This window comes from Actinophytocola sp. (assembly GCF_035762905.1).
In the GTDB taxonomy this organism is placed as follows: Bacteria; Actinomycetota; Actinomycetes; order Mycobacteriales; family Pseudonocardiaceae; genus DASYTH01.
This window is the reverse complement of the sequence record NZ_DASUCC010000157.1, coordinates 1-20,442: the sequence shown is the minus strand read 5'-3', so window position 1 is coordinate 20,442 and position 20,442 is coordinate 1. Positions and strand designations below refer to the sequence as shown.

The window sequence follows — 20,442 nt, the reverse complement described above, 5'->3', positions numbered from 1 at the left end:
CCCCGATCTCCTGGCACCGATCCACTTAGGTGAGGCTAGCTTAAGTTAGCTTAGGCTTCGCTAGTCCATCCGGGGAGCTGGCATGGAGACGGTGAACCTTCGGTCTACGGTGGAATGACCGGGTCGCCGCGCTGGTGTCCGGTTGTCTGGGGCAGTTGGGGGACCGCTGGTCCGGGATGGGAGATCGTCGGTGCGCACGCGGTTGGAGCCACCAACGTGGCGGGTGCTGCTGGGCTATGTCCGGCCGTTTCGCCGGGTGCTGGTGATCGGTGCGGTGTTGAGCCTGTTGACCGGGGCGAGCGGGCTGGCGCTGCCGCTGGTGGTGCGGGAGCTGATCGCCGGCCTGCAGTCCGACCGGGGTATCGCGGGTCTGCTGGTGTTGATGAGCGTGCTGGTGCTGGCCAACGCCGGGATCGGGGCGTTCGGCTCGTTCCTGCTGGAGCGCACCGCCGAGTCGGTGGTGTTGACCGCCCGCCGGCAGTTGGTGTCGCGGCTGCTGTGGTTGCGGGTGCCGGCGGTGGACGCGGCCGAGCCGGGGGACCTGATGTCGCGGGTCACCGCCGACACCACGTTGCTGCGCCAGGTGAGCACCGGCGCGCTGGTTTCCGCGGTGACCAGCACGCTCATGCTGGTCGCGACCGTGGTGTTGATGGCGCTGCTGGATCCGGTGCTGCTCGCGGTCACGCTGGTCGCGCTGTGCCTGGCCCAGGTGGTGGTGCGGACCATCATTCCGCGGATTTCCCGCGCGGCCAAGCAGGCGCAGGAGGCGGTCGGGGCGATGGGTGCCGCGTTGGAGCGGGTGCTGGGCGCGCTGCGCACGGTCAAGGCCTCCGGTGCCGAGCGGCGCGAGCGGGACCGGCTGCACGACGCGGCGTTACAGGCGTGGCGTGGCGGTGTGCGGGCGGCGAAGTGGGAGGCGGTGGCCGGCAACATCGGTGGCCTGGCCATGCAACTCGCGTTCATCACGGTGATCGGTCTCGGCGGGGCCCGGGTGGTCTCCGGCGCGATCGATGTCGGCACCCTGGTGGCGTTCCTGCTGTATCTGCTCTACCTGATGCCGCCGATCCGGGACCTGATCAACGCGGCCACCCAGTACCAGCGTGGCGCCGCCGCGGTGGCCCGGATCCGCGAGGTCGACACGCTGCCGGCCGAGCCGCACGACGACCCGGCCTCGCCGCGGCCGGACCGCTCGCCGGCGTCGGTGACCTTCGAGCAGGTGCGGTTCCGGTACGGTCCCGAGCTTCCCGAGGTGCACCACGGGGTCAGCTTCACCGTCCCGGCCGGCGGCATGACCGCGTTCGTCGGTCCGTCCGGCGCCGGCAAGACCACCATCTTCTCCCTGATCGAACGCTTCTACGAACCCGACTCCGGTCGGGTGCTGATCGACGGCACCGACGTGCGGGACTGGCCGCTGGCCGACCTGCGGGCTTCGATCGGCTACGTCGAGCAGGACGCCCCGGTGCTGTCCGGCACGCTGCGGGAGAACCTGCTGTTCGGTGCGCCAACAGCAGGCGCCGAGGAGGTGGCCGCGGTGCTGACCACCACTCGGCTCGACGGCATGGTCGAGCGGCTGCCCGACGGCCTGGACACCCCGGTCGGGCACCGCGGCATCAAACTCTCCGGCGGCGAACGGCAACGCATCGCCATCGCCCGCGCCCTGCTGCGGCACCCGCGGCTGCTGCTGCTCGACGAGGTCACCTCCCAACTCGACGCGGTCAACGAGGCCGCGCTGCGGGAGACCATCGCCGACGCCGCGGCCAGCACCACCGTGCTCGTCGTCGCGCACCGGCTGTCCACCGTCACCCGCGCCGACCGCATCGTCGTGCTGGACACCGGAGTGGTCCGCGCCATCGGCAGCCACGCCGACCTGGTCGCCACCGACCCCCTCTATGCCGAACTCGCCGCCACCCAACTCCTGGCCGCCGCGGACTCCACCTGACGCCGGGGACAGGTGCCACGCTCCTTGTGCGCCAACGACACCCATCCGTTCCGCCCGCCGACCAGCGGCGGCGCCGGATTCGGCGACGGGTTGAACACGCTGTCCCCGATGAACCTCCACTCAGGACAGTGGGACGGTCGGACCCGGATCTTCTTCATCCGCTTCAGCACCGGCACCGGCCTGTCCGGCGAAGCGATCACGCACCGACGCGCGCCGGCCGCCTCCGACCACGGCTCTAGACTTCTCGAATGCGCGGCGGAGGCAATGGCGGAAAGCTCGTCGGTGCAAGACATGTGCTGGTCCGCGGCGACCGGGCCCGGTACTCGCGGCCGCTCGACGATCGGGTTCATGGCGAGCCCGCCCGGCGTCCACGGGGAACCTGGAGTTCCCGGCGCGGCTTCGTCGCGCCCCTGGTCTTCGGCGTCGTACTGCTGAGCACGTGGCAGGCGCTGACCGGAAGCGGTGTGGTGTCGACCTTTTTCCTGCCCACGCCGGGAGTCGTGGCCGAGACGCTCGGTAGAGGCCTGCTGCAGGGTTCGGTGCTGAACTACACCTGGATCACGCTCGTGGAAAGCCTGCTTGGCAGCTTGCTGGGTGCGGTGGTCGCGATACCGTTGGGCTATGCGATCGCGCGCAATGCGTTGGTAGCGGCCATGCTGCAGCCGTATCTTGCGGCGTTGCAGGCGATTCCGGCGGTTGCGTTGGCTCCGTTACTGGCGTTGTGGCTGGGTTACGGGTTGACACCGGTGGTGGTGTTGTGTGCGTTGTTGGTGTTCTTTCCCATCGTGGTGAACACGACGCTCGGCTTGCGGACCCTGGATCGGGAAGTGCTTGATGCGGCCCGGGTCGACGGGGCGACGAGGTGGCGGCTGTGCCGGCACGTGGAGGCGCCGCTGGCCTTGCCCAGTGTGCTCGCGGGTCTGCGGACCGGTGTCACCTGGTCGGTCACCGGTGCGGTGGTGGGGGAGTTGGTCGTGGGCGGCAGTGGTCTGGGTCAGTTTCTGGCCGTGCAGCGTGATTACGCGGATTCGGCAGGGCTGTTCGCGACGCTGGTGGTGCTCGCGGCGCTGGCCGCGGCGCTGCACGGCGGTGTACGCCTGGTAGAAGGTTGGGTATCGCGGCGAGTCGGGGAGTGACAGTGGGATCAGGGATGCGAGCGAAGAGGATCACCGGCCTGTGGTGCCTGGCCGCGGTCGCCGTGGCGGCGCTGACCGGATGCGCCTCGCCGCCGGAGCAATCCCAGGGCGTCGGCGGAAAGAACCTGACGATCGGTCTGGCCTACATTCCCAACATTCAGTTCGCGCCGTTCTACCTTGCGGAATCGCTGGGCTACTACCGCGACGCCGGGTTGACCATCACGTTGCGGCACCACGCCCTGGCGGAGGATGTCTTCGGCGCGCTGACGGCCGGCCGAGAGGATGTGGTCTACGCGGGCGGTGACGAGATGCTGCAGGCGCGGACGCAGTCGGTGCCGGTGGTGAACGTGGCGACCCTGTACGGCCGCTATCCGGTGTCGCTGATGGTCCGGGAGGATTCCCCGATACGCACCCCGGCCGATCTGCGGGGTCGCAACATCGGCGTGCCGGGGCCCTTTGGCGAGACGTACTTCGCGCTGCTGGCACTGCTGCAGAGTGCCAACCTCACCACGTCCGATCTCACCGTGACCAACATCGGGTTCACCCAGGTCGCCGCACTCGCCGGCGGCAAGGTGGACGGGGTGATCGGCTACCTCAACAACGAAGCCGTCCAGTTCAAGGAGATGCGGTTGGCCGTGCGCACGATCACCTTGGCCGACGTGCTGAATCCGTTGCCGTTGGTGTCCAACGGTCTCGGCGTGGCCCAGAGTGTGCTGGCGGCCAACCCGGCGGATATCAAGACGTTCGTCGCGGTGACCCTGCGGGCGATCGAGGAGACCATCGCCAATCCCCAGCAGGCCCTGGACATCAGCAAGCGGTACGTGCCGGGTCTTGAGGACCCGGCCAAGGCGGCCGGCGCCAAGGCCGTGCTGGACGCGACCATCCCGCTGTGGCGTACCCACCAGGGCCGCATGGGCTCCAACGACCCGGACACCTGGCGTGCCATGGCCGACTTCATGAACGCCTACCAGCTGATCCCCAACCCGGTCGACGCCACGCAGGCCTACACCAACGACTACCTCCCCACCTGAGAAATCGTCGGCACTCGTGCCGGGACCGAGGCCGACGCACCGCTACTCCGTGACGCCCGGATCGCCCAGCGCCAGCTTTCCGGCGTAGGTCAGGGTGATCTCCGGCGTGAACGGGTGGAACGTGCCGGCCCGGACATCGCGGTAGGCGCGCTCAAGCGCGGAGCTGCGGAAGTAGGACCGGCCGCCGAGCACATCCATGGCCAGGTTGACGACCTCGATCGCCTCGGTCACCACCTGACGCTTGGCCAGCATCACGGTCGCCAGCGCCGACGGGCCGACCGCGTAGTCTTCGCCCAACTCATCCAGCGCGCCCATCAGCGCCCACCAGCCACCGCGCAGCTTGGCGTCCATCAGACCCACCTGGCGCTGGATCCGGGGCGCGCCCGTCGGCGCCCGCGAACCGGCTTCGGCCACCGCGACGTCGCGAGCGGCAGCGGCGATGCCGAAGTACGTGGCGCCGACCACCGGGGCGAAGTGCAGCGCGGCGGCCGCCAGCGGCACCCCGAACTCGCCGTACGGACGCCGGCCGGTGATCTTGTCGGCGGGCACGAACACGTCGTCGAACACCACGTCATGGCTGGCGGTGCCGCGCATGCCGAGCGTGTCCCAGGTTTCCTCGATCCGCACCCCCTCGGCCGACAGCGGCACGCTGAAGTGCAGCACCTCCCTCGGTTCGTCGTGCACCGCGCAGGTGGCCACGACCGTCGCGGCCGGCGACTGGCTGCAGAACGCCTTGCGTCCGCTCACCCGGAAGCCGTCGCCGTCGGGCACGGCGGTCGTGGTCGGCCACAGCCAGTCCGACCCGCCGCTGGTCGCGATCACGATGCCGTCGGCCGCCACCCGGCGCAGCACCCCCTCGGCATCCGGGGCGCCGTTGCGCCGCCGGAAGGCCTGCATCAGCGTCAGGTACACGTGCATCGCCGCGGACAGCCCGGTCGCACCGTCGTGCCGGGCCAGTTCGGCCTGTGCGTAGCAGGCCTGGCGCCACGTGGCGCCGAGTCCGCCGAGCTCCTCCGGTACGGCCAGCGCCAGATAGCCGTGCTCGCGCATGGCGGCATACGGCTCGGCCACGAAGCTGGCGTCCCGGTCGTGCCGGGCGGCATGTTCGGCGGCCACCGCGCCGATCCGGGCGGCCAGGCCGACGAACCGGGTGTCGTCGGCGCGAGCCGGGATCGGAAACGTGCCGGACCCCGCCTGGGATGTCTCTGTGATCGTCATGGCCCGACGCTACGAACCGCGGAGACGGCGAAATAGTACAAAGACTGAACCGCGGGCGTAACGGATCAGATCATCGGCCACGACTACCTACCATGCGGACCTACGCGCAGTACTGCCCCATCGTCCGGGCCGTCGAGGTGCTCGGCGAGCGCTGGACGCTCTTGATCGTGCGGGACATGCTGAACGGCGGCAGCCGGTTCAACGAGATCGCCCGCGGGCTGCCGGGCCTGTCCCGGGCGTTGCTGTCCCGGCGACTGCGGCAGTTGCAGAACGCCGGCCTCGTGGTGCGTTCGGCCGACGGCTACCAGCTCACCCGCGCCGGCCAGGACCTGCGCCCGCTGGTGTTCGGGCTGGCCGACTGGGGCGCGCGGTACGCGTTCGGCGACCCGCGGCCGGAGGAGCTCGATCCCGAGGTGCTGATGTGGTGGCTGCACGGCCGCATCGACATCAGCGAGCTCGCCCGGCGGGCGGTGATCCAGGTCGAGATCACCGACCGGCACAGAAAGTTCTGGCTGGTGCTCGAACCGGGCGACGCATCGATCTGCTACACCGACCCGGGCTTCGACGTCGACGCCGTGCTGAGCGCGGACCTGCCGACGCTGTTCCGGATGTGGGAAGGCGAGATCGAGCTGCTCGACGCCATCCGGGCCGGCACGATCAGCCTGACCGGGCGAAGGTGGATCGTGCGCGGCCTGCCCCGCTGGCTGCAGCTGTCACCGATCGCCGCCAACGTGCGGGCCGCCCGCGCCGGAGCGGACGTGCCTGCGATGTCCACCATGGACTGAGCGGCGACGCTTCGTCAGTCGAGGAAGCGCACCAGTTCCACGCGGGAGCGGACCCCCAGGCGGGTGAAGATGTTGCGCAGGTGGTGTTCGACCGTTCGTTGGCTCAGGAACAGGTGGGCGGCGACCTCGCGGTTGGTGGCGCCCTCGGCGACCAGACGGGCTATCTGATGCTGTTGCGGGGTCAGCTCGGTGGTGCGGTCAGCGCGGGAACTGGCCGCCGGTTCGCCCGCCGCCCGTAGCTCGGCGCGTGCCCGGTCGACCCAGTGGTCGGCCTCGTGGCGCGCGAAGTGGCCGATCGCGTCATGCAGCAGCTCCCGCGCCCGCCGCGGTTTCCGGTTGCGGCGCAACCGGTTTGCGTAGAACAGCTCGGTCTTGGCCAATTCCATCGTCGTGCCGCTCACGCGGTGCAGCCGAATCGCCTCGATGAAATGCTCGTCGGCGTCCGGACCGTCGGAGATCAGCGCATGACAGCGGTGCGACACGGCGATCCGAGACGAAGTTCCCATGCACTGTGCCCATTTCTCGTATCCTCGCAACGCCGAGTCCGCTGTGGATGGTTTGCCGCAGCGGACCGCCGCCTCCACGATGTCGGGAGTCGCCAAGGCCTGCACTCCCGCGTGCACGCCACCGGCCATGGTGGACCTCATGCGTCGCAACGCGTCCGCCGGCCGGTCCCGGACCAGGTCCACACACGTGAACGCCCATGCGCCGAGCGTGCCCGACCGGCCGAGGCCGCGGTGGCGCACCTGTTCAGCGGCGGCGTCGATCCGGTGCAGCGCCGTGTCGGTGTCGCCGCGCAATGCCGCGAGCAGCGCGAGGAGCATGAGGTGGTCGGCCACGGCGTTGTGCTGGCCGGCAGCGGTCGCGGCGTGCACGCCCTCGAATGCCGCGGTGAGGACGAGTTCGTGCTCGTCGGCCATCAAACCCGACAGCGCCCGATAGGTCAGCGCCCAGGGCACGAGCGTGGCCACGCCGCTCTCCCGCGCCGCGGTGACCGCCCGGTCGGTCAGTTGGTGTGCTTTGGAGGCGTCGCCGAGCACGTAGGCCGCGTGCCCGCCCCAGATCTTGGACTTCGCGTCTGGCAGGTGTTCGGCGAGGGCGACCACGGAACGCAACGCGGGCAACGCCTCGGCATGCTTTCCGGCGAAGCTGGCGGCGGTGCCGATCAGGTGGTCCAGGGTCAGGCGCGACTCGGGTTGCTCGTCGAGCAGGCGCCACTCGGCCGCGGTGCCGGCGATCTCGCCGTGCAGCACGTGGTCGCCAGCGATGGCCGCGGCTTCGCCCGCGAAGCCCAGCGCCGTGACGGCGAGCGCGCGGTCCTGGCCGAGGAGCTCGCCGGCCGCGCGGGCGAGCCGGTGTGCGGCCACATCGGGCCGGCCGGCGCCGACCTCGATGCCACCTTCCACCAGGTCGGCCAAGGCCCGTACCTCGACGCGGTCCGACAGCGTCTTGACTTCGCGCAGGGTGGTCCGCGCTCGGTGCGGCAGGCCGTGGTGCCAGTGGTCGAACGCAGCGGTCAGCAGGCGGCACGCGCGGACCTCCGGCGCGGTGGTCAGGGCGGCGGCTCGGCCATGGTCGCGGGCGGCGGCGGCGAAGTCGCCACGGCGACGCGCGCCGACCGCGGCTTCGGCAAGCCGGTCGGCGTGCGCGTCGCGGGTGCCGGGCAGCAGCGCGGCTTCGTGCCAGGTGCGTCGGGGGCCGTCGGGCAGGGTCTCGGCGAGCCGCGCGTGGGCGGCGTAGCGCGCGGTCACCGGGAGTTCGGCCCGCAGCGTCGCCCGCACGAGCGGTCGCGGGTCCATCAGGGGTGCGGCCTCCTCCACGGCGGCGAGCTCCAGACCCGGCGTCCGCGCCAGGGTGTCCACGTCCACCTCGTCGTCGACCAGGGTCATCGCCAGGGCATGCCGCGCGTCCGGCGACAGGGCGTCGAATCGCGCACGCAGCCAGGCGCGCAGGGAACTGCCGAGCGGCAACGCCTCTGGTGGCGGCGCGGCTCCGCCGAGCTGTGCGCTGGTCAGCGACCGCGCCAACTCCACCAGTGCCAACGGGTTGCCGCTCGCTGTGCGGGCCAGGTCGTCGGTCAGCTCGGCGGACAGGCCCGGCAACAGGTCGCGCAGCACCCGGACGCTTGTGACGTGGTCCAGCGGTTCGACCTCGACGCACGGCAGCCCGTAGGACAGACCCTCGGTGGCGATGAGCACCGCGACCGGCTCGGTGTCGAAGTCGGGCAACGCGTCAACCAACCAGCTGAGGTCAAGGCGGTGTGCGTCGTCCACGCACAGCAGGACGCGGCGCGAATCGGCGGTGAAGTCAGCGGCGGCCAGCCGCGCGGCGCGTAGCAGCGACGTCTTGCCGGACCCGAACTCCCCGCGTAGCACCAGCGCGCCACCACGGCCGGTGCGGGCGCGGGCGAGCAATGCGTCCACGGCGACGCGCTGCCGGTCGCGACCGCGCAGCATCTCTCCTTTCTGCCACACCTGGTCCGCGGGCGGAAGGGGCCGATCCGACGGTAGTTCTACCGATACCGGCCGCCGGACTGGTTGCGGTGCCGGCCGCACAGAACCGGTAGGTGTGCCGATGCGAGCGTTCCGCCGGTGATCGAGGGTCGTTGCTGTCCGTGTCCCCGCATAAGCGAGGTGTTTATGGGACTCCGCAGTGTGACCCACGCGATCCCCGTACTGGCCGTACTTCTGGTCGGCGTCACAACGCCGTCGGCCCACGCCGCTGCCAGCCCCTTCGAACGCGGCCCCGCGCCGACCACCGCGAGCGTCGAGGCGACCCGCGGACCGTTCGCCATCGCCACCACGACCGTCTCCCGGTCGTCGGCGTCGGGCTTCGGCGGCGGCACGATCTACTACCCCACCAGCACCGCCGAGGGCACCTTCGGCGCGGTGGCGATCTCACCCGGTTTCACCTCGACGCAGTCCGCCATCTCGTGGCTCGGCCCGCGCCTGGCATCCCAAGGGTTCGTGGTGATCACCATCGACACCCTGTCGACCCTCGACCAACCCGACAGCCGCGGCGCCCAACTGCTGGCGGCACTGGACTACCTCACCCGCACCAGTTCCGTCCGGACCCGGATCGACGGCAACCGGCTGGGCGTGATGGGCCACTCGATGGGCGGCGGCGGCAGCCTCGCGGCATCCCGGACCAGACCCTCCCTGCAGGCCGCGATCCCGTTGACCCCATGGCACACCACGAAATCCTGGTCGACCGTACGGGTACCGACGATGATCATCGGCGCGGAGAACGACACCACCGCGTCGGTGGCGGCGCACTCCGAGCCGTTCTACGTCAGCCTCGGGGCGGCTCCGGACAAGGCATACCTGGAGTTGAACGGCGCCAGCCACTCCGCGCCGACCCGCGCCAACACGACCGTGGCCAAATACAGCATCTCCTGGCTCAAGCGCTTCATCGATGACGACACCCGCTACGACCAGTTCCTGTGCCCGGCGCCGGCCCGGAGCACGCTGATCGAGGAGTACCGGGCCACCTGTCCCCACTCCTGACCCACGCAAGGTGGCGGGACGGCCGCAGCGGGAGGGGCCGTCCCGCCGGTGGCTTCGAGCGCGCCGTAGCCTGCTTGCCATGTCGGCTGGATCGCGCCGGGCGCGGCTGAAGGATGTGCACGAGCTGGCGTCGGGCATGCCCCATGTCACGGTCGTGCACGGCTCGGGTGGCAACCCGGTGTACCAGGTTGGCCAGAAGTCATTCGTGTTCTTCCGCAACCCCCGGCCCGATGCCGTGGATCCCGAAACCGGCGAACGCTACCCGGACGTGATCGTGTTCTGGGTGCCGTCCGAGTCCGACAAGCAGGCCCTGGTCCAGGATGACGGGTCGCCTTTCTTCACCACACCGCATTTCAACGGTCACCCCTCGGTACTGGTCCGGGCCAGCCGGATCGGCGAACTCACCCTGCGGGAACTGACCGAAGTGGTCCAGGACGCCTGGCTGTCCCGAGCCTCGACCGCCAGAGCCGCCGCCTGGCTACGGGCTCGAGGAGAGCAATGACCTGGGAGAAGGCGCTGGCGAACTACTCGAACCGGGACGGATCGCCTGCGCCCTTGCGGACGATCTCCGGCTGATCGCGCGAGAAGTCGATCACGGTGGTCGGCTCGGTGCCGCCCTGGCCCGAGTCGAGCACGACGTCGATGACGTTGTCGAGTTGCTCCTTGATCTCCCAGCCCTGGGTCAGCGGGACAGTCTGGCCGGGCAGTTGCAGGGAGCTTGACACCATCGGCTCACCGAGCTCGGCGAGCAGTGCCCGGGCGACGATGTGGTCCGGGATGCGCACGCCGACGGTCCGCTTGCGGGGATGCTGGAGCCGGCGCGGCACCTCGTCGGTCGCGCGGACGATGAACGTGTAGCTGCCCGGCGTGGCCGCCTTGATCGCACGGAACACGGTGTTGTTCAGATACACCAACTGGCCAAGCTGCGCGAAGTCGTCGCACACAAGGGTGAAGTGGTGATCCGCACCGAGCGCCCGGATGGTACGGATGCGATCCAGTCCCGCTCGGTTGCCCAACCGGCAACCCAGGGCGTAGCACGAATCGGTCGGGTAGGCGATGACTCCGCCATCCCGCACGATCTCGGCTGCCTGACTGATTGCGCGCGGTTGGGGGTTCTCCGGGTGCACTTCCAAGTACATCGCCATGACCAGAGCTTAGGAGACGCGCCTGAGGTGCTGCGCCTCGTGGGCTCGGACCCGCCGACCGGCCGACTGCCGAGGACCGTCCCGCGACCGACTCGATGGATCATCCTCGACGCCGATGGCGCAGCGCCGCCCGCCCTGACCAGCGCGTACGGGTGCTCGACCCCGGCCCAGCCTGCTGCTGGTCGCGCCGTTCCGGGTTCACTCCGCTGCTCAGCGTGATGACGAGCCGCGCACGCACCGGCTGTTCTGGTGGCCGGGCCAGCCGGGGGCGGCACCGACGCAACGGTCACCAGCCGTCGGCGGCCGCCATGCGTTCGAACATGGGGAACCGCTGCCAAGATTTAATACCGTTGACGGGCGGACATCGACGAGGCAATGATGAATTATCACGCTGACAGCCAACACGGGAGAATGTGATGACGAACATGTGGGAGCGAGGGGCGTGGCGCCGCGACGCGCGCACCGCGCTCGCGTGTCCGTCCCGCTGCCCGCAACATCCCATGTGGCATGAGTATGAGCAGCTGAGCGGTACCGCCGGCTCCCCGCCATGACCGATATCCGCGTCATGCCAAGGAGCCGCCCATCGGGAATCCGAACCGGGCGGCTTCGTTGTTTCGCGGGCACATAGTAATTACTCATTGTCGGCGAGCTTTCGGAAGCGGAACGGATTCCAAACCCGTTTCCCGGGGGTTCGACTCCTCCCGCCGGCGCAACACCCATGCGGTTTGCCGCGCGGGTCCGATGGTTGACAACTCCACAGTGGAGCAGACATACGCTCCCTCGGTCGCGGCCCGCGCAGGTCGACGCGGGCCGGCGCCCGGACGGCACGAGTTCCGCTCCGGCCCGCACCACCAATTTGCCCCTGTAGCTCAGTGGACAGAGCGGCGGCCTTCTAAGCCGACGTGCGCAGGTTCGAGTCCTGCTGGGGGCGCCACCCGGACCGACCAGCGGTCCAGGGTTGTTTGCGGTCGTGGTGAACTCGGCGGACACGTCGGTCTTCCAAACCGAAGCAGCGGGTTCGATGCCCGCCGGCCGCTCGACGGGCAGCATCGCCGTGACTGCTCGTGCACGGTACTGGCCGGCGGGCGGCACCGTTCGCCGCCGGCACTGCTCACGTGGCCCAGCGGCAAGGGCACCGCACTGTCGATGCGGCGATTCGCGGGTTCGAGTCCCGTCGTGAGCGCTGTCCGCGGTTCTAGCCCAATCGGCAGAGGCACCTGGTCGAGAGCCAGGCCAGTCGGGGTTCGACTCCCCGGAGCCGCACGGATCCCTTGCCTCTCAAGCTCATTCGGTCAGAGCGCCCGTCTCGTAAACGGGAGGAGCCGGGTTCGACTCCCGGGGGAGGCTCCCCGCCCTTGTAGCCCAATCTCGGTAGAGGCAACGGGTTCAGAACCCGTCCAGTCCAGGTTCGAATCCTGGTGAGGGCACCATCGACCATCCCGGTTGGTGTAGCCGGCAGCACGACGGACTTTGGATCCGTTCGCCCAGGTTCGAACCCTGGACCGGGAGCCGCCGCGCGCGGGTGCCCGGCCGCTCGCAACGCCCGCTGGAAGTCTCGACCCAATGCCCCTGTGGTCCAACGGACACGACACCGGCGTCCGGAGCCGGGAATGCGGGTTCGACTCCTGCCGGGGGCACTCATTCCTCTGCGGTGCAACAGGTTGCATGCCCGGCTGTTAACCGGGAGGTACCAGGTTCGAGTCCTGGCAGAGGAGCGGCCCTCGATCGCCACGGCGGTTCGAGGCGACGGGGAACGCGCCGGCGCGCAGCTGATCCTTGCAAGATCATCGTGGAGGGTTCGACACCCTCGTTCTCCACCGCGACCGTCCACCCGGACGGTTCGGCGAACCTCCCGTGCTCCTCGGACGAGCATCCGCCCGACACGCGGGCGGCCGCGCGGTTCGACTCCCGCCGGGACGACTGTGGCCGAGGCTGAAGTAGACGAGGCGCCAGATTGTGGATCTGGTCCAAGCCGGTGCGAGTCCGGTCGGTCACCCCAACCACGCCGCACCCGTGCGGCACCGCGCGGAGCCCGGCGGCTACCCGGGGCTCATAATCCCGGGAGGCCTGGTTCGACACCAGGACGCGCGACCATCGCACGCCGGCGTGGTGGGTGGGGCCTACGTCACGACGGTCGTGGGGCGGCCTGCAAAGCCGTCAGGTCCGGGTTCGACTCCCGGGTAGGTCTCGACCGCTGCTCCACTGTGGACGAGGTCGCCGCTGCGGAGCCGGATTCCGTCTGACCGCATCGTTCCTGATCATCAGGTGGACTTGCGGATGAGGCCGGTGTAGCCGGCGATGGTGAGGGTGGCAAGTCCCCATACCGCGGCCTGGATGATCCAGAGGAACACGGTGAATGTTTGGCCGGCGGGGGATTCGGTGTCGAGGTCGCAGCGGGTGCGTAGGCCGGTGGGGCCGAGGGGGAGGCCCCGATCGAGGCCGAGGCCGATCAGTTCGACGGTGGAGCAGGGGGTGTGCGCGGTGGCGGAGGTGGTGGTGTGTTCGGCGGCGTGGCGTCCAGGGCCGGTGCTGGTGTGCCCGGCCCAGAGGCTGATCAGGCCGGCGGCGGCGAGTGCGGCGAGGAGGGCCAGGGCGGTGCGGCGGGCGCGGTAGCCGTATCCGGCCAGTGCGCCCCACAGCCAGTGGACGCGGCGGGTGAGCCGGCCGCCCAGCGCGGCGGGAGCGCGGTGGCGCAGGTCCTGTTGCTGGGTGATCAGGATGCGCCGGGCGTTGCCGTCGTGTCCGGCGGCGCGTTCGACCGCGGCCAGCCGTTGGTAGGGCGAGGGTCGGTATTCCTTGGTGTGGCGCCGAATCAGGTGCAGCCATTGCCGGGCGTCGACCGGGGCGAGCGAGGTGTAGGTGAAGTCGTTGAGGTCGATCGTGCCGTGTCCGCAGGGGGCTTGGTCACAGATGACCTCGGCGGGGAAGTGCACCCCGCCGGCCACGGTCGTCTCGTGCAGGTCGACCAGTGGGCCGGACGGGTTGGTGACCGTCGCGTCGGCCAGGGTGAACCGGCCGCCGATGCGGGCGGTGGCCAGGCGGACGGTAGCGGCTTCGCCGGTCCCGGACATCCGTACCCGCTCGACGTGGATGAGGCCGCGGACCTGGAGTTGCTCGGCGAACAGGGCGGGGCCGGAGTCGTTGGTCAGCTCCGAGTCGACCACGCGCAGCCCGCCAAGCCGCGCGCCGAGCAGCCAGATCGCGCCGCCGTCCCCGGTCCCGGCCATCCGCGCGTGGAGCAGGACGATGGTGTCCTCGATGTGCAGGCCGTCGGCGTAGAGGGCCGGCCCGGAGTCGTTGCGCGCCTCGACTTCGACCAGGTAGAGGTCGTCGCCGAGGCGTGCGCTCGCCAGGCAGATCGCGCCGTTGTCCCCGGTGCCGGAGAGCCGGGTCCGGTGGAGCAGCAGATCGCCGCCGACGGACAGACCGTCGGCGTGCAGGGCCGGGCCGGCGTGATTGCCGAGCTCGGCGTCGTCGATGGTGAGCCGGCCGCCGATGTGCGCGCCGCACAGGTCGATCGCGCCCTGCGCGCCGGTCCCGGACACCCGCGCCCGGTCGAGGAACATGCTCCGAGCGACCTCCAGGTCGGCGGCGTCCAGCGCGGGACCGGAGTCGTTGCCGATCTCCGTCTCCGTCAGGTCGAGGACACCATCGACCTGCGCATTGCCCAGACAGACCGCGCCCGTCGCCCCTGCCCCGGAGATCCTTGCCCGGCGCAGGATCAGGTCCCCGCCGACGCGTACGCCATCGGCCTGGATACCGGCGATTCGGCTGCCGCTGAGCACCAGCCGGGGCAGCACCGCCCGGGTCAGGTCGACCCGATCGTCGATGACGCAGTCGACCAGATCCAGGCCCGTTACCGCCGTGACGTAGTCCAGGTCCAGCGTGCCGACGATCCGGGCGCCACGAATCCGGACACCGCGCGGATCCAGTTCGCCCCGGCGGCCAAGAAGCAACTCCCGGATCAGCCCGGCGCGCACCCGCAGGCCCGGATCCTCGCTGCTGGCCAGCACATCCACGCCGTGCTCACCGCACGCCAGCACGCTCCCGGCGCGGGCCGCCGCCACCAGCGCCAGCTCCCGGTCAGTCAACCCGTCAAGCATCCCGGTTCCTCCTCGCGCCGACCGCGCCGGCCGAAAGTAGCGGAACAGGCGGCGCTGACTGCGCTCTTCGTTACGACGTCACGTATCGTGACGCCGTGGGTGATCCGATCGATCCGGACGCACTGCGCATCGGCACGCAGGAGCGCGAGGACGCTGTGCGGGTTCTCGGCGAGCACTTCGCCGCCGGGCGGCTGCCGATGGACGAGTACGAGCAGCGGGTCGGCGCGGCGCTCGAGGCGCAGGCCCGCGGCGACCTGCGGCCGCTTTTCCGAGATCTGCCCGCGCCCTACCCGCCGTTCATGGCTCCGCCGCCGCCCGCGCCGCTGATCCCGGTGCCGACGGCCCCGCCGGTCGAGCTGGCCGTCTACTCGGAGAAGTCCCGGATCGCCGCCGGCCTGCTGCAGATCCTGCTGCCGTTCGGCACCGGCCGCTTCTACACCGGTCACATCCACATCGCCGTTCTTCAACTGGTCCTGGTATTCACCGGGATCGGCGTCATCTGGTCCATCGTCGACGGCATCCTGCTCATCGCCAACGGCGGCACCGACCGCTACGGTCGCCCGCTGCGCCTGTAGGCAACCGTGCCCGGCCCGGCCAACCGGCCATTGTGGACAGTCGGCGGCATCGCCCATCATTGACAACGGGACGGCACCGCGGGCATCGTCATCCAGTATGGCGAATACCACTTCGCGTAGCCGGTTCTCGTCTCGGCTGTTTCGCCCGGTGGTGTTGCTGGGGGCTGTCCTGTCGTTGGTCGCCGGGCCGCTCGCCACCGCGGTTCCGGCCGGTGCGGATGCCGCGTCGTCGGTACAGCGGCATGGTGCGACGGTCACCGCGGGGCCGGTGCGCATTCAGGTGATCAGCCCGACGTTGCTGCGGTTGGAGTACGCCGAAGACCGCCGGTTCGAGGATCGGCCTTCGTTCGTGGCGGCCGCACGGGATCTCCGGCCGAGTCGGTTCACCGTGGTCGACACGCGCGCCGAGCTGCGGGTTCGCACCGACGCGGTGGAACTGCGGTACCGCAAGGGTTCCGGCCGGTTCCAGGAGACCAACACCACGCTCGAGCTGATGGTCGGCGACCGCCGGGTCCGGGTACACCCGGCGTTCGGTTCGCCCGCCCGGCCGGACGCGCTCGGCGGCTGGTATCGCGGTCTGGACTACTACCCGGAGCAGGCCGGGCCGGTGGAGGGGATCAGGCTGCACGAGGGCCTGCTGCACCGCGACGGCTGGTACCTGCTCGACGACACGGCGACCGCGTTGCGCACCGCGGACGGCTGGGTCACACCCCGGCCGGCGCGCACCGGTGCCTACCAGGACGGCTACCTGTTCGGCTACGGCCACGACTATCAGCGGGCGCTGCGCGACCTGCGCACATTGACCGGGCCGACGCCGCTGCTGCCCAAGTGGGCGTTCGGGAACTGGTTCTCCGAGTACCAGGCCTTCAGCGACCGGGACTACCGGGACAGCCTGCTGCCCGCCTTCCGGGCCAACGAGGTGCCGATCGACGCGCTCGTGATCGACACGGACTGGAAGGCACCCAACGCCTGGGCGGGATGGAACTGGAACTCGGAGTTGTTCCCCGATCCGCCCTCCTTCCTGCGCTGGACCGCCAGCCAGAACCTGCAGACCGTGCTCAACGTGCACGCCGCGATCTCCGCAGACGACCCCCGCTACGCCCAGGCGCAGGCGCTGGCCGGGGGCCGCATCGCGCCCGCCACCCGCAGCTTCGCCCCGACCGCGCACCGGTTCGACTGGACCGACCGGGCGCAGTACGACGCCTGGCGCTGGCTGCACGAACCGTTCGAGAACCAGGGCGTCCGCCAGTGGTGGCTGGACTACTGCTGCGACGACAGCACCGCCGCCGTCGCCGGGGTGACCCCGGACAGCTGGGTCAACGAGCGCTACCAGCGGGATGCCGAGGCGCGCGGGCTGCGCGGGTTCGCCCTTTCCCGCATGGGAGCGTCGTTCCCGGACTACACCACGCCCGGCGGGTCGGGCGCGTGGGGCGAGCACCGCAGCACCGTGCACTTCACCGGCGACACCATGGCGGACTGGCCGAGCATCGCCTTCGCGGCCGCGATGACCCCGGCCGAGGGGTCGGTCGGGGTTTCCTATGTCAGCCACGACATCGGCAGCTTCGCCGGCCGGCACCTGCCGGAGGACCTCTACCTGCGCTGGGTGCAGTTGGGCGCGTTCCAGCCCATCCTGCGGTTGCACTCCGACCACGGTGACCGTCTGCCGTGGGAGTACTCGGCGGCGGTCGCCGGTCCCGCGATGGACTTCCTGCGGTTGCGTGAGTCGTTGGTGCCTTATCTGTACGCGGCGGCCCGGGAGTCCTACGACAGCGGACTGCCGATGGCCAGGGCGCTGTACCTGGAGTGGCCGGACCGCGACGAGGCCTACCGGCACCCCACCCAGTACCTGCTCGGGCCGGACCTGCTGGTCGCCCCGGCCGTCGTGCCCGGCCTGGCAACGACGTCGATGGTCTGGTTCCCGCCCGGCACCTGGACCGACGTGTTCACCGGCGAAACCTATGCCGGACCGGCGACCGTGCCGGTGACCGCCACCCCGCAGCGGTTCCCGGTGTTCGCCCGCGCCGGGGCGATCGTGCCGCGCGCCGCGGACGCACCGAACGTCGCCACCCAGCCGGCCGACGCGCTGACGCTCACGGTCTATCCGCACGGATCCGGGCAGACCTCGCTCTACGACGACGCCGGTGAGGGACTGGGCTACCGCGATCACCAGTACGCCACCACCGCCGTGCGCTACGCCGAGCACGCCGGACAGTCCGAGCTGAGGATCGAGCCACCGGTCGGGCGCTACACCGGCCAGCCGGCCGCCCGCGCGTACACCGCGGTCTTCGTCGACGTCACCGAACCGCGGCGGGTCACGGTGAACGGTCGTGCGGCGCAGCATCGTTACGAGCCGGCCAGCCGGACGCTGACCGTCGACGTGCCGCCGGTGCGGCGCGGCAGCGGCGCGGTCGTGCGGCACGACGGGCGGGCGGTGACCGTGCCGCCGGCACCCGCCGTCGACTTCGCGCTGGAGGCGCCGGACGGCTTGGTTGCCGGCGTGCCCAGCCGCGTGGTCGGCACCGTGCGCAACTCCGGTCCGCGGGCGGTCACCGGCATCACCGTCACGCTGCCGCAGCCGGACGGCTGGACGATCACACCCACCTCGCCGACCACGGCCGCTCGGCTCGAGCCGGGAGCACAGTTCGCCGCGACGTTCCAGGTCACCGCACCCGGCCCGGCCCGCGGCGGCGAGTTGCTCGGTCACGCCCGATACGTGCGTCCGGACGGGAGGGCCGTCACCCTGCCCGCGGTCGTCGCCGTGCGCCCCCGGCCGATCCAGGTGACCTTCCGGACCCTCGCACCGCCGGGCACCCCGGCCGGCGACACGCTCTACCTGCCGGGCAACATCGAAGCGTTGGGTCCGTGGGACCCGGGCAAGCTCGCCATGACCGACCGCGGCGGGGGAGTGTGGGAGGCCACCCTGACCATCGACGACGGCTCCGAGCTCCAGTACAAGTACACCCGGGGCAACTGGGACACCGTCGAATGGTGGGGCGGGATCGTCAGCACGAACAACCGCAGCGTCGTGATCGCCGGCGATGCCGAGGGCACCATGCTGGTCGACGACACCTCGACCGCCTGGGACGACCCGTCGGTACCGGACATCCACAAGGCGCCCCGAACGTGGCGGGATCCCGTGGTCGTGTCGACCACACCCGAGGCGGGTTCAAGCGGACCCGCGCCGGCGTCGGTGACCGTGCGGTTCCAACGTGACGTGGACCCGACCGGGCCCGACTTCTCGGGCTCGGTGACGGTGAGCTCCGGCGGCACCGCGGTGACCGGCACGGTGACCGAGCTGACGCCGGGAATACTCACCTGGTCTCCGGCCGCGTCGCTACCGGCCGGCACCTACGCGGTCGAGGTCGCCGCCGTGCGCAGCGTGCTGAGCGCGGACAGCGTGCCGATCCAGCGGCCGTACCGCTACACGTTCACCGTGACCTGATCCGGCCAGGTGAACGTGTAGCGGTACCGGGCAAATATGAAGCCCGGGTGGCGGCTGCCCCCTCGGTGCGTACACTCGGGCCAGGCACCGTTCAGTGGCGCGACCGCGTGGATCGCGGCTGAACGGTTCTGCCCCAGACCCCGGCAGTCAATCCGCACCAAGCGTGACGACACCGGGAGGCCCTTGTGCCACCTACGGAAATCGATCTACCACCATCCGGACCGGGCCGGCTGTCGCCGCATGCGGTGGAATCGCCTGGCGGCCCTATCCGTCTATTGTGGACTGAGATGTCCAAGCGGACCGTGGTCAGGCTGGCCGCCCAGCGACATCGGGTGGGAGTTTGAAACGGTGCCGGTCGGTGTATTCCACCGTGGTCACCCCGGTCCCCGGTGACGAATCCCATTGCAGTCATCCTCCGGGAGGTCGCAGTTGACGAGCACGCTTGATCGCCGTGGCACGGATTCCGAGCCGCCGTGCGGAACCGGTCCGGAACCCATGCTGTCGGCGGAGAAGAGCCCGTTGCAGATGTTTCTGGTGAAGGTGTTCGTTGTCGTGCCGCTGCTGGCGTTGGTCGCGGCGGTACCGCTCGCGTGGGGGTGGGGCCTGGGGTGGGTCGACGTCGCGCTGGCGGTGTTCTTCTACACGCTGACGACGCTGGGCGTGACGGTCGGGTTCCACCGGTACTTCACGCACGGCGCGTTCAAGGCCCGTCGCGGGGTGCGGGTGGCGCTCGCGGCGATCGGCAGCATGGCCATGCAGGGCCCGGTGATCGGGTGGGTGGCCGACCACCGCCGCCACCACGCCTACGCCGACCGCGACGGCGATCCCCACTCACCGTGGCTGTTCGGCACCTCGGCGGCCGCACTGGCCAAGGGTTTCTGGCATGCCCACCTCGGATGGATGCTCGGCCGGGAACAGACCAACGCCAAACGGTTCGCCCCCGACCTGTTGGCCGACGCCGACATCCGGCGGATCGACCGGTTGTTTCCCGTGCTGACCGCGGTCACCCTGCTCGCGCCGGCGATCCTCGGTGGTCTGATCACCCTGTCCTGGTGGGGCGCCCTGACCGCGTTCTTCTGGGCCAGCCTGGTGCGAATCGCGGTGGTGCACCACGTCACCTGGTCGGTGAACTCGATCTGCCACATGATCGGCGAGCGACCCTTCCAGGCACGCGACAAGTCCGCCAACTTCTGGCCGCTGGCCATCGCCTCCATGGGCGAGTCCTGGCACAACTCCCATCACGCCGACCCCGTCTGCGCCCGCCATGGAGTCCAAAGGGGACAGATCGACATCTCCGCGCGGGTCATCTGGCTCCTGGAGAAGCTGGGCTGGGTCACCCACGTCCGCTGGCCCCGACCCGAACGCCTGGCCCGCAAGCTCAAACCGGCCGCGCGGAGTTGATGATCTCAGGCAGTGGGGTTGGGGGATGGGGTGAGGATTTGGTCGGGTTCGAGGGTGCCGGTGACGATGTGCTGGGCGGTGTCGCTGAGCCGGGCGTTGTGGCTGCGGGCGTAGTTGCGTAGGGCTTGGAAGGCTTGGTCCATGTCGAGGCTGCCGGCCTG

The 20,442-nt window shown here is 70.4% G+C and carries 14 protein-coding genes and 13 tRNA genes; 22 read left to right on the top strand and 5 right to left on the bottom strand.

Annotation, left to right across the window (positions count from 1 at the left end):
* Window positions 1–190 precede the first annotated feature (190 nt).
* The 3 genes from VFV67_RS35110 (at window position 191) to VFV67_RS35100 (ending at window position 4,106) form a co-directional block, all read left to right on the top strand.
* Entirely contained in the window at window positions 191–1,939 is a 1,749-nt protein-coding gene (locus tag VFV67_RS35110; RefSeq protein ID WP_326475026.1) for an ABC transporter ATP-binding protein, read from the top strand.
* A gap of 248 nt (window positions 1,940–2,187) precedes the next feature.
* Window positions 2,188–3,075: an ABC transporter permease gene (locus VFV67_RS35105; RefSeq protein ID WP_326475025.1), complete on the top strand. Its 888-nt coding sequence runs from the start codon at window positions 2,188–2,190 to the stop codon at window positions 3,073–3,075.
* Window positions 3,076–3,089: 14 nt separating this feature from the next.
* Window positions 3,090–4,106 carry an ABC transporter substrate-binding protein gene (locus tag VFV67_RS35100; protein ID WP_326475024.1) on the top strand — a complete coding sequence of 339 codons (1,017 nt, stop codon included), beginning with the start codon at window positions 3,090–3,092 and terminating at the stop codon, window positions 4,104–4,106.
* 42 nt (window positions 4,107–4,148) lie between these two features.
* Here VFV67_RS35100 and VFV67_RS35095 read toward each other — a convergent pair whose 3' ends face one another.
* A complete protein-coding gene (locus tag VFV67_RS35095) occupies window positions 4,149–5,324 on the bottom strand; it encodes an acyl-CoA dehydrogenase family protein (RefSeq protein WP_326475023.1) in 1,176 nt (391 codons plus the stop codon).
* Window positions 5,325–5,416: 92 nt separating this feature from the next.
* On the opposite strand from VFV67_RS35095, the gene VFV67_RS35090 reads away from it, so the two are divergent.
* Window positions 5,417–6,109, top strand: a complete 693-nt coding sequence (locus tag VFV67_RS35090; protein ID WP_326475022.1) for a winged helix-turn-helix transcriptional regulator — start codon at window positions 5,417–5,419, stop codon at window positions 6,107–6,109.
* 14 nt (window positions 6,110–6,123) lie between these two features.
* On the opposite strand, the gene VFV67_RS35085 is transcribed toward VFV67_RS35090, so the two are convergent.
* Window positions 6,124–8,565, bottom strand: a complete 2,442-nt coding sequence (locus VFV67_RS35085) for a helix-turn-helix transcriptional regulator (protein WP_326475021.1) — start codon at window positions 8,563–8,565, stop codon at window positions 6,124–6,126.
* Window positions 8,566–8,748: 183 nt separating this feature from the next.
* Between VFV67_RS35085 and VFV67_RS35080 the strand changes: the two genes are divergently transcribed.
* Both VFV67_RS35080 and VFV67_RS35075 read left to right on the top strand, forming a co-directional pair.
* Window positions 8,749–9,615 (top strand): alpha/beta hydrolase, encoded by an 867-nt coding sequence (locus tag VFV67_RS35080; RefSeq protein WP_326475020.1) that lies wholly within the window; start codon window positions 8,749–8,751, stop codon window positions 9,613–9,615.
* A 79-nt stretch (window positions 9,616–9,694) separates the two neighbouring features.
* On the top strand, window positions 9,695–10,117 hold the full coding sequence (locus VFV67_RS35075; RefSeq protein ID WP_326475019.1) for an MmcQ/YjbR family DNA-binding protein: 423 nt from the start codon (window positions 9,695–9,697) through the stop codon (window positions 10,115–10,117).
* Window positions 10,118–10,139: 22 nt separating this feature from the next.
* Here VFV67_RS35075 and VFV67_RS35070 read toward each other — a convergent pair whose 3' ends face one another.
* Window positions 10,140–10,760: an L-threonylcarbamoyladenylate synthase gene (locus VFV67_RS35070; protein WP_326475018.1), complete on the bottom strand. Its 621-nt coding sequence runs from the start codon at window positions 10,758–10,760 to the stop codon at window positions 10,140–10,142.
* A gap of 858 nt (window positions 10,761–11,618) precedes the next feature.
* Between VFV67_RS35070 and VFV67_RS35065 the strand changes: the two genes are divergently transcribed.
* The 13 genes from VFV67_RS35065 to VFV67_RS35005 all read left to right on the top strand — a co-directional run bounded on the left by VFV67_RS35065 (window position 11,619) and on the right by VFV67_RS35005 (window position 12,948).
* Window positions 11,619–11,694 (top strand) — tRNA-Arg (locus VFV67_RS35065).
* A gap of 30 nt (window positions 11,695–11,724) precedes the next feature.
* A tRNA-Gly gene (locus VFV67_RS35060) sits at window positions 11,725–11,797 on the top strand.
* 72 nt (window positions 11,798–11,869) lie between these two features.
* Window positions 11,870–11,943 (top strand) — tRNA-Asp (locus tag VFV67_RS35055).
* A gap of 6 nt (window positions 11,944–11,949) precedes the next feature.
* Window positions 11,950–12,023 (top strand) — tRNA-Leu (locus VFV67_RS35050).
* A 10-nt stretch (window positions 12,024–12,033) separates the two neighbouring features.
* Window positions 12,034–12,107 (top strand) — tRNA-Thr (locus VFV67_RS35045).
* A gap of 4 nt (window positions 12,108–12,111) precedes the next feature.
* Window positions 12,112–12,190, top strand: a tRNA-Leu gene (locus VFV67_RS35040).
* A gap of 7 nt (window positions 12,191–12,197) precedes the next feature.
* Window positions 12,198–12,269 (top strand) — tRNA-Gln (locus VFV67_RS35035).
* Window positions 12,270–12,325: 56 nt separating this feature from the next.
* Window positions 12,326–12,397, top strand: a tRNA-Arg gene (locus VFV67_RS35030).
* A gap of 5 nt (window positions 12,398–12,402) precedes the next feature.
* Window positions 12,403–12,475 (top strand) — tRNA-Asn (locus VFV67_RS35025).
* Between the two features lie 135 nt (window positions 12,476–12,610).
* Window positions 12,611–12,680, top strand: a tRNA-Val gene (locus tag VFV67_RS35020).
* 2 nt (window positions 12,681–12,682) lie between these two features.
* Window positions 12,683–12,759, top strand: a tRNA-His gene (locus tag VFV67_RS35015).
* Between the two features lie 23 nt (window positions 12,760–12,782).
* Window positions 12,783–12,854, top strand: a tRNA-Ser gene (locus tag VFV67_RS35010).
* 23 nt (window positions 12,855–12,877) lie between these two features.
* A tRNA-Cys gene (locus tag VFV67_RS35005) sits at window positions 12,878–12,948 on the top strand.
* A 73-nt stretch (window positions 12,949–13,021) separates the two neighbouring features.
* Here VFV67_RS35005 and VFV67_RS35000 read toward each other — a convergent pair.
* Window positions 13,022–14,863, bottom strand: coding sequence for a hypothetical protein (locus tag VFV67_RS35000; protein WP_326475017.1), 1,842 nt, complete (start codon window positions 14,861–14,863; stop codon window positions 13,022–13,024).
* 95 nt (window positions 14,864–14,958) lie between these two features.
* On the opposite strand from VFV67_RS35000, the gene VFV67_RS34995 reads away from it, so the two are divergent.
* The 3 genes from VFV67_RS34995 to VFV67_RS34985 all read left to right on the top strand — a co-directional run bounded on the left by VFV67_RS34995 (window position 14,959) and on the right by VFV67_RS34985 (window position 20,281).
* A complete protein-coding gene (locus tag VFV67_RS34995) occupies window positions 14,959–15,438 on the top strand; it encodes a DUF1707 domain-containing protein (RefSeq protein WP_326475016.1) in 480 nt (159 codons plus the stop codon).
* Window positions 15,439–15,535: 97 nt separating this feature from the next.
* A complete protein-coding gene (locus tag VFV67_RS34990; protein ID WP_326475015.1) occupies window positions 15,536–18,880 on the top strand; it encodes a TIM-barrel domain-containing protein in 3,345 nt (1,114 codons plus the stop codon).
* A gap of 429 nt (window positions 18,881–19,309) precedes the next feature.
* Window positions 19,310–20,281 carry an acyl-CoA desaturase gene (locus VFV67_RS34985; RefSeq protein WP_414636402.1) on the top strand — a complete coding sequence of 324 codons (972 nt, stop codon included), beginning with the start codon at window positions 19,310–19,312 and terminating at the stop codon, window positions 20,279–20,281.
* 5 nt (window positions 20,282–20,286) lie between these two features.
* On the opposite strand, the gene VFV67_RS34980 is transcribed toward VFV67_RS34985, so the two are convergent.
* A complete protein-coding gene (locus tag VFV67_RS34980) occupies window positions 20,287–20,424 on the bottom strand; it encodes a hypothetical protein (RefSeq protein WP_326475055.1) in 138 nt (45 codons plus the stop codon).
* Window positions 20,425–20,442 lie beyond the last annotated feature (18 nt).

Bases quoted from the DNA above. Each gene is read 5' to 3' on its own strand.
- VFV67_RS35105 (WP_326475025.1), top strand. From the start codon at position 2,188: ATGCGCGGCGGAGGCAATGGCGGAAAGCTCGTCGGTGCAAGACATGTG.
- VFV67_RS35100 (WP_326475024.1), top strand. From the start codon at position 3,090: ATGCGAGCGAAGAGGATCACCGGCCTGTGGTGCCTGGCCGCGGTCGCC.
- VFV67_RS35095 (WP_326475023.1), bottom strand. From the start codon at position 5,324: ATGACGATCACAGAGACATCCCAGGCGGGGTCCGGCACGTTTCCGATC.
- VFV67_RS35090 (WP_326475022.1), top strand. From the start codon at position 5,417: ATGCGGACCTACGCGCAGTACTGCCCCATCGTCCGGGCCGTCGAGGTG.
- VFV67_RS35085 (WP_326475021.1), bottom strand. From the start codon at position 8,565: ATGCTGCGCGGTCGCGACCGGCAGCGCGTCGCCGTGGACGCATTGCTC.
- VFV67_RS35080 (WP_326475020.1), top strand. From the start codon at position 8,749: ATGGGACTCCGCAGTGTGACCCACGCGATCCCCGTACTGGCCGTACTT.
- VFV67_RS35075 (WP_326475019.1), top strand. From the start codon at position 9,695: ATGTCGGCTGGATCGCGCCGGGCGCGGCTGAAGGATGTGCACGAGCTG.
- VFV67_RS35070 (WP_326475018.1), bottom strand. From the start codon at position 10,760: ATGGCGATGTACTTGGAAGTGCACCCGGAGAACCCCCAACCGCGCGCA.
- VFV67_RS35000 (WP_326475017.1), bottom strand. From the start codon at position 14,863: ATGCTTGACGGGTTGACTGACCGGGAGCTGGCGCTGGTGGCGGCGGCC.
- VFV67_RS34990 (WP_326475015.1), top strand. From the start codon at position 15,536: ATGGCGAATACCACTTCGCGTAGCCGGTTCTCGTCTCGGCTGTTTCGC.
- VFV67_RS34980 (WP_326475055.1), bottom strand. From the start codon at position 20,424: ATGGACCAAGCCTTCCAAGCCCTACGCAACTACGCCCGCAGCCACAAC.